The organism is Massilia sp. DD77, from assembly GCF_036961685.1.
Lineage (GTDB): Bacteria > Pseudomonadota > Gammaproteobacteria > Burkholderiales > Burkholderiaceae_D > Telluria.
Map to the genome: position 1 here is coordinate 1 of NZ_JBAMDH010000075.1, position 8,463 is coordinate 8,463.

Annotated in this window: 6 protein-coding genes; all 6 read left to right on the forward strand. The window is 69.2% G+C overall.

Features of this window, described 5'->3' with window-relative positions; genetic code table 11:
• The first annotated feature begins 126 nt into the window (after positions 1-126).
• On the forward strand, positions 127-1,008 hold the full coding sequence (locus V7778_RS24705; protein WP_335560245.1) for an alpha/beta hydrolase family protein: 882 nt from the start codon (positions 127-129) through the stop codon (positions 1,006-1,008).
• Positions 1,001-1,420, forward strand: coding sequence for a MarR family winged helix-turn-helix transcriptional regulator (locus V7778_RS24710; RefSeq protein WP_335560247.1), 420 nt, complete (start codon positions 1,001-1,003; stop codon positions 1,418-1,420). The genes V7778_RS24705 and V7778_RS24710 overlap by 8 nt, the downstream gene beginning before the upstream one ends.
• Positions 1,421-1,515: 95 nt before the next feature.
• Entirely contained in the window at positions 1,516-2,055 is a 540-nt protein-coding gene (locus tag V7778_RS24715; protein WP_335560249.1) for a pyridoxamine 5'-phosphate oxidase family protein, read from the forward strand.
• A gap of 188 nt (positions 2,056-2,243) precedes the next feature.
• Complete coding sequence (locus V7778_RS24720) at positions 2,244-3,488, forward strand: glycosyltransferase (protein ID WP_335560251.1); 1,245 nt, start codon at positions 2,244-2,246, stop codon at positions 3,486-3,488.
• A gap of 78 nt (positions 3,489-3,566) precedes the next feature.
• Complete coding sequence (gene uvrA, locus V7778_RS24725; RefSeq protein ID WP_335560253.1) at positions 3,567-6,107, forward strand: excinuclease ABC subunit UvrA; 2,541 nt, start codon at positions 3,567-3,569, stop codon at positions 6,105-6,107.
• 267 nt (positions 6,108-6,374) lie between these two features.
• Positions 6,375-8,463: CHASE3 domain-containing protein (locus V7778_RS24730; RefSeq protein ID WP_335560255.1), on the forward strand; the 2,089-nt coding region annotated here is incomplete at its 3' end.

Below are 8,463 nucleotides of genomic sequence, written 5' to 3' on the forward strand. Positions count from 1 at the left end.
CGCGCAGGCGGGGACCCAAGTTCGCCGCACACCCCCAGGTTCGACAACTCCCTCTAATCCCTCCCTTGCCCCGCCACGACCCAGCGTGCTAAGTTAGTTAACACGTTAACGATCCCGGAGCGCCCCATGCAGCTCACCGAACCCGCCATCCCCGTCGCCCGCACGACCCTGGCCGCCACCTGCCGCACCGTCCCCAACGCGACCGGTACCGTCCTGATCCACCCGGCCACCGCCGTCACCCAGGGCTACTACGCCGCCTTCGCGGACTACCTGGCCAGCCGCGGCCTGAACGTGATCACCTACGACTACCGCGGCACCGGCCGCTCGCGCCCGGCCAGCCTGCGCGGCATGGACGTCACCATGGCCGACTGGATCGACGCGGACGTCCCCGCCGTCACCGCCTGGGCGCAAGCGCAGTTCCCGGACCTTCCCCTGGTCGCCGTCGGCCACAGCGTCGGCGGCCATGCGCTGGCGCTCTCGCCCACCACCAACCAGCTGCGCGCCGCCATGCTGGTCGCCGCCCACGCGGGCGCCACCCATACCGTGCGCGGCTGGTTCGAGCGCCAGCGGGTGCGCTTCGTGCTCAGCGTGCTGGCGCCCGTGCTGTGCCGCGTGCTCGGCTACATGCCGGGCAAGCGCATCGGCCTGGGCGAAGACCTGCCGCGCGGGGTGATGCTGCAATGGTCGGGATGGTGTGCCAGTCCGCGCTACTTCTTCGACGATCCCGAGGTCGACGCCGCGCGCCGCATGGCCCAGGTGCGCATCCCGCTCCAGGTGCTGAGCTTCACGGACGACCCCTGGGCCAACCCGGCGGCGGTCGACATGCTGGTCTCGCCGCTGCCGCAGGCGCGCCTCCAGCGGCGCGAGGTCGCTCCGCGTGAGGCGGGCGTGCAGGGTATCGGCCACATGGGCTTCTTCCGCCGCCGCTGCGAGGCGGGCCTGTGGGCGGAGACCGCCGACTGGCTGCTGGCGCATTGCACCCAGGCGCAGAAGGCGGCCCATGCCTGAGCAGAAACCGCGTTTCGTCGCCCTGGTCAACCGCGCACAGCGCGCCATGCAGCGCTGGATCGAAGGCCGGCCCGAGGCCTGGGAGGGCGCCAGCGCCGCCCAGGCCGGGCTGCTGTTCCTGCTGGCCTCGCGCGAAGACGCCGCCATCGGCGAGATCGCGCAGGCCCTGGACGTGGCCCCAGCCGCCGTAACTAACCTGTCCAAGCGCATGCAGGCGGCCGGCCTGGTCGAGCGTGTCGGCGACGCCCACGACGCCCGCCTGACGCGCTTGCGGCTGAGCGGGCAGGGCAGGGAAGCGAGCCGCCTGGCGACGGGGGCACTGGCGGAACTGAACGCCAAGCTCAGCGCCGGTTTCACCCAGCAGGAACTGGCCGTCGTGGCCCGCTGGCTGGACCAGGCGACCCGGCTTTGATGTAGCCGCCGGAGCGGTCTGTACGTGCCCCCACATACCGCGCCAGCGATCGCGCGTAGAGTCTTCTCATCGGCCGTCAGGCCATCGGAGGATTCATGGATTCCATTAACCAACAACAACCCGAGCAAAACCGCCGCGACCTGAACGGCGCCGAGGCGATTGAACGCGTCAAGGAGATGACGAAGGACGCCGACACCTGCTTCTTCGCCACCAGCGCCAGCCTGGGGCCGAGCCGGGGCGTGCGCCCGATGAGCGTGCGCGAGACGGACGACAACGGCGCCCTGTGGTTCCTCAGCAGCATCGACAGCCACAAGAACCAGGAGCTGGTGATCGACCCGAACGTGAAGCTCTACTTCCAGGTGAGTAAACATTCCGGCTTCCTCGAGCTCGACGGCCAGGCCGAGGTCTCGCAGGACAAGGCCCAGATCAAGCGCCTGTGGAACTTCATGCTGCGCACCTGGTTCACCGGGGGCGAGGACGACCCGCGCATCACGGTCATCAAGGTGACGCCGCGCAGCGGCTACTACTGGGATAACAAGCATGGCGACGCGGTGGCCGGGGCCAAGGTGGCCGTGGGGGCGGTGGTGGGCGTGACCCTCGACGATTCGATCGAGGGGCGGCTGACCTTTGGTTAGGATCGTCCGGAGGAGGAGTGACTAATCGTGCGCATCAGCCCGGAGTCCGCGACCCGTCGTTCCGGCGCAGGCCGGAACCCAGGTTTGCACGCGGACCGGCAGCGCAACGAACTTGGACCCCGGCCTTCGCCGGGGTGACGGTCTTGCTGCTGGTGACTCCGAGCCAGGCTGCAGGGTTCTAGCCGCCCATGCACGTCGTCATCGTCACCATCGGCTCAGCCGGCGACCTGTTCCCCTTCCTCTGGATGGGCACGGCCCTGCACGCGCGCGGGCACCAGGTCGACTTCCTCGGTCCCATTCAGCACGAACCCTACGTGACCCAGGCCGGCTTGCCTTTCCACGGTCTGCCTGCCGACCCGGCGGTACTCGATCATCCCGACCTGTGGCACCCGACGCGCGGCTTCGCCGTCGTCTGGCAGGCGACCCGGCCCGCCATGGCCGAGCTGCCCGCCTTCATGGACGCGCTGCCGCCGGGCGACGCGCGCCTGCTGCTGGCCCACCCGCTGGCCTTGCCCGAGGCCGACCTGTGCCGCGCCGCCCACCCCGGCCTGAAGATCGCCGCCGCCTACCTGGCGCCCTCGAACCTGTCCACCGTCCATGATCCGCTGATGCTGGGCCCCTGGCGCGTGCCGCACTGGGTGCCGCATGGCGCCCGCCGCTGGCTGTGGCGCACGCTGGCCGCACGCCTGCTCGATCCCATCGCGCTGCCGGACGTGAACGTGGCCCGGGGCAGGCGCGGACGGCCGCCCGTGGGCAGCCTTATCGAGCACATCACCGGCATCCCCGACCTGTCCGTCACCCTGTTCCCGGAATGGTTCGCCCCGACCCAGCCGGACTGGCCCCAGCCCTTGTTCCGCACCGGTTTCCCGCTCTACGACCCGGCGCCGGATGCGGCCCTGAGCCTGTCGCTGCAAACCTTCCTGGCCGCCGGACCGCCGCCCGTGGCCTTCACACCCGGCACCGGCAACCGCCAGGCCGGCCGCTATTTCGCCGCCGCCGCGCAGGCGCTGCGTGAACTCGGACTGCGCGGGCTGTTCCTGACCCCGCACCGCGACCAGCTTCCCGCCACCTTGCCCGACGATATCCTGTGGCAGGACTACGTCCCGCTCCAGGCCTTGCTCCCCCATGTGGCCGCGCTGGCCCACCATGGCGGCATCGGCACCACGGCCGAGGCCTTGCGTGCCGGCGCGCCCCAGCTGGTGGTGCCCCTGGCCCACGACCAGTTCGACAACGCGGCCCGCGTAGTGGCCCTGGGCGCGGGCGCCAGCCTGCATGCGGCGCGCGTGACGCCGGCGCGCATGGCGCTGGCCTTGCGGCAAGTCGTCGGCAACGCAGCCATGAGGCAGCATTGCCGCGACGCCAGCGCGCGCTTCGCCGCGCCCACCGGCCTCGACGCGCTGTGCACCCGGCTGGAGGCATTCAGCTTGGCCTAGGGCCACTGTTGGGAATCGCACCGACGCAGGGGCCGGGCCGCGCTCTAATACGGCATCGTCGATGATGCTGGAGGGCATATGCCCAACAAGAAACAAGACCATGCTCGGCAGGATCCCACCCCCGAGGGTTACGTGCGCGTGCGCGGCGCGCGCGAGCACAACCTGAAGAACGTCAGCCTCGATATCCCGCGCGGCGCGCTGGTGGTGTTCACCGGCGTGTCCGGGTCCGGCAAGTCGTCGCTCGCTTTCGGCACCCTGTATGCGGAAGCCCAGCGGCGCTACCTGGAATCGGTCTCGCCCTATGCGCGCCGCCTGTTCCACCAGATGCCGGTGCCGGAGGTGGACGAGATCGAAGGCCTGCCGCCCGCCGTTGCCCTGCAGCAGCAGCGCGGCACGCCGACCGCACGCTCCTCGGTGGGCAGCGTCAGCACCTTGTCGAATTCCCTGCGCATGCTGTACTCGCGCGCCGGCGACTATCCGCCGGGGCAGGAGCTGCTCTACGCGGAATCCTTCTCGCCCAACACCCCGCAGGGCGCCTGCCCGCGCTGCTCGGGCCTGGGCCGCATCTACGACGTGACCGAGCAGTCGATGGTGCCGGACGACAGCCTCACCATCCGCGAGCGCGCGGTGGCCGCCTGGCCGCCGGCCTGGCATGGCCAGAACCTGCGCGACATCCTGGTGACCCTGGGCTACGACGTCGACACACCCTGGCGCGAGCTGCCGCGCAAGGACCGCGACTGGATCCTGTACACCGAGGAGAGCCCGACCGTGCCGGTGTACGCCGGCTTCACGCCGAAGGAGACGCGTGCCGCCCTGCGGCGCAAGGAAACGCCCAGCTACCAGGGCACCTTCACCGGCGTGCGCCGCTACGTGCTGCAGACCTTCGCCAATACCGAGAGCGCGTCGATGAAGAAACGGGTGGCGCGCTACATGGTCAGCACCGCCTGCCCGGAGTGCGAGGGCAAGCGCCTGCGCAGGGAATCACTGTCGGTCACCTTCGCGGGCGCCGACATCGCCGAGATCTCGCGCATGCCGCTCGAACGCCTGGCCGCGCTGCTGCGTCCCTATGCGGAAGGCAAGGACAGGGACAATGGCGGCCTGTATGCCGAGCAGGTGGTCGTGCGGCGCCGCATCGCGGCCGACCTGTATGCGCGCCTGGAAGTGCTGCTGGCCCTGGGCCTGGGCTACCTGGCACTGGAGCGCAGCACGCCGACCCTGTCGCCGGGCGAGCTGCAGCGCCTGCGCCTGGCCACCCAGGTGCGCTCCAGCCTGTTCGGCGTGGTCTATGTGCTGGACGAGCCTTCGGCCGGCCTGCACCCGGCCGACGCCGAGGCCCTGCTCGACGCCCTGGCCCAGCTCAAGGCGGCGGGCAACTCGCTGTTCGTGGTCGAACACGCGCTGGATGTGATCCGCAAGGCCGACTGGCTGGTGGACGTCGGCCCCATGGCGGGCGAACGCGGCGGCCAGATCCTGTACAGCGGCGAGCCGGACGGTTTGCGCAAGGTGGAGAAGTCGCAGACCCGGCGCTACCTGTTCGACGAGGCGCCGCTGCCCGAACGGGCACCGCGCACGCCTAGCGGCTGGCTCAAGCTCGAAGGCGTGCGACGCAATAACCTGCACGGCGTCGATGTCGCCTTCCCGCTGGGCGTGCTCACCAGCGTGACCGGCGTGTCCGGCTCGGGGAAATCCAGCCTGGTCAGCCAGGTGCTGGTGGAGCTGGTGAGCGCGGCGCTCGGCCACGCGCCCGTGGACGAGGAAGAAACGCCGGGCGAACCGAGCCTGGAACAGGACGAGGAGCTGCCGCTGGAAGGCCGCATCGCCAATGGCATGGAGGGCGTGCGGCGCCTGGTGCGGGTGGACCAGAAGCCGATCGGACGCACCCCGCGCTCCAACCTGGCCACCTATACCGGCCTGTTCGACCAGGTGCGCAAGCTGTTCGCCGCCACGCCGGACGCGCGCAAGCGCCGCTACGACGCCGGCCGCTTTTCCTTCAATGTCGCCAAGGGCCGCTGCGAGCACTGCGCGGGCGAGGGCTTCGTGATGGTCGAGCTGCTGTTCCTGCCCAGCGTGTACGCGCCTTGCCCCACCTGCGAAGGCGCGCGCTACAACGCCAAGACCCTGGAAGTCACCTACCGCGGCCGCAACATCGCCGAGGTGCTGGGGATGACGGTGGGGGAGGCGATCGACTTCTTCAAGGACGAGCCCCTGGTGGAGCGTTCGCTCGAGGTGCTGGCCGAGGTGGGCCTGGACTACCTGCGCCTGGGCCAGCCGGCCACCGAGCTGTCCGGCGGCGAAGCCCAGCGCATCAAGCTGGCGGCCGAACTGCAACGGGCCACGCGCGGCAACGCCCTGTATGTACTGGACGAGCCGACCACCGGCCTGCATCCGCTCGATGCCGACCGCCTGATGGTGCAGCTCAACCGGCTGGTCGATGCGGGCAATACGGTCATCGTGGTCGAGCACACCATGCGCGTGGTGGCCGGCAGCGACTGGGTGATCGACATCGGGCCGGGCGCCGGTGACGCGGGCGGCAAGCTGGTGGCCTGCGGCCCGCCGGCGGACGTGGCCAGGAACAAGACGAGCCGGACGGCGCCCTACCTGCGCAAGCATTTGCCGTAGGGTCGGCGGAAGTCAGTCCACAGGACTCATTTCCCCCGCCGACCCTACAGCCTTGCATTTACTAGGAAAGTTCCCATTCCAGCCGCTGCAAAAGGCTGAGCGGCACGTTCGTCCGAACCCCTCCCTCCGGTGCGCGCCAAACATCTTGTTTGAGTTACACTTTGGATATTTTTTTCCTAACAAACACTCAAACGCATGACCGGCTCCTCCATCGATAACAACGAGTTTCGCCGCATTCTCACCCGTAACGTAGCATTGCCTCTGGGAATGAGCGTCCTGAGCGCCGTCGTGTTCGTTGCCCTGATCGCCTACCTGATCAATGTCCTCAACTGGGTCGAGCATTCGGAACGGGTAATCGGCAACGCCCACGAAGTCAGCAAGCTGTCCTCCGACATGGAGGCGGGCATGCGCGGCTACCTGCTCTCTGGCGACGAGGCCTTCCTGTCGCCCTACCTGCTGGCATCGCAGCGCGTCGAGGACGGCCTGCGGTCGCTGTCCGATCTGGTCAAGGACAGCCCGCTGCAGTCCGAGCGCCTGCGCAGGATACAGGCCGCCCAGAAGCAGTGGAACCAGTACGCCGGCGAAATGATCGCGCGCCGCCGTGTCGGCGCCGACGTGCTCGAGTCGGTGCGCAGCGGCCGCGGCAAGGTCCTGACCGACGAGGTGCGCAGCAACTACGGCGAATTCGTCGCGGTCGAATCGCGCCTGCTCCAGGAGCGCAATGCGAATGCGCGCCGTGTCGTGTTCTGGTCGGTGGCGACCTTCCTGGTGTTCAGCGTGGCCGTCGGCATCGGCCTGGCCCTGTTCGGGCGCCGCCAGCTGGTGAGCCTGTCGACCAGCTACCGCGAGGTGCTGGAGCACGAGGCCGAGCACAACGCCGAGCTGCGCCACCAGACCTGGCTGCGCACCGGCCAGACCGAGCTGGCCACCCGGAGCGCCGGCATCCACCACCTCGAGCCGCTGGCCGAAGCGGTGCTGGGCTATGTCACCCGCTACCTCGACGGCGCCGTGGCGTCCATGTACGTGCGTAACGACGAGGGCGTGCTGCGCCGCATCGGCGCCTTCGGCTTCCCCTATGACGGCAACGACCATGCCAAGGTGATCCAGCCGGCCGAATCGCTGGCCAGCAAGGCGGCGGACGACAACCGCCTGATGGTGTTGCACGACCTGCCCGAGGGTTACATCAAGGTCGCCTCCAGCCTGGGCGACACCCCGCCGCGCGCCCTGATCATCGCCCCGGTGCACAACCACGGCAAGGTCAAGGGCGTGATCGAGATCGCCTTCCTGCGCGACGTCACCGAGCGCGATCGCGAGTTCATGGCGCAGATCGCGCCCGCGGTCGGTTCCTCGATCGCGGCGGTGGTCTACCGCCAGCGCCTGCAGCACGCGCTCGAAGAAGCCCAGACCCTGAACGAGGAACTGCAGGTCCAGCAGGAAGAGCTGCGCACCGCCAACGAGGAACTCGAAGAGCAGTCGCGCGCGCTGGAAGAATCGCAGACCGCGCTGGAAAACCAGCAGGCCGAGCTGCGCACCACCAACGACCAGCTGGCCGAGCAGGCCCTGGCGCTGGATATGAAGAACGCCGCCCTCACCGGCGTCCAGGAGCAGCTCCAGCAGCGCGCCCTGGAGCTCGAACGCGCCAGCCGCTACAAATCCGAATTCCTGGCCAATATGTCGCACGAGCTGCGCACGCCGCTCAACAGCTCGCTGATCCTGGCCAAGCTGCTGGCCGATAACACCAGCGGCAACCTGACCGACGAGCAGGTGCGGTTCGCCCACACGATCTACTCGGCCGGCAACGACCTGCTCCAGCTGATCAACGACATCCTCGACATCTCCAAGGTCGAAGCGGGCAAGCTCGACCTGGTGCCGGAAGACGTGCCGGTGCGGCGCGTGGTCGAGGGCCTGGCGCGCACCTTCGAGCCGCTGGCGCGCCACAAGCATCTCGACTTCAAGGTCAACATCGCACCCGATGTGCCGGCCACCCTGCACACCGACCGCCAGCGCATCGAGCAGATCCTCAAGAACCTGCTGTCGAACGCGGTCAAGTTCACCGACAGCGGCGCGGTCAGCCTGTCGGTGGCCCTGGGCAGCGAAGGCATGCTGACCTTCCGCGTACAGGACAGCGGCATCGGCATCGCCCAGGACCAGCAGGAAAAGATCTTCGATGCCTTCCACCAGGCCGACGGCACCACCAGCCGCCGCTTCGGCGGCACCGGCCTTGGACTGTCGATCTCGCGCGACCTCACCGGCCTGCTGGGAGGCACGCTGACCGTCTCCAGCACGCCGGGCGAGGGCAGTGTGTTCACCCTGGAGCTGCCGCGCGGCGGCGTGCCGGCGCTGGCCAGTCCCCGGC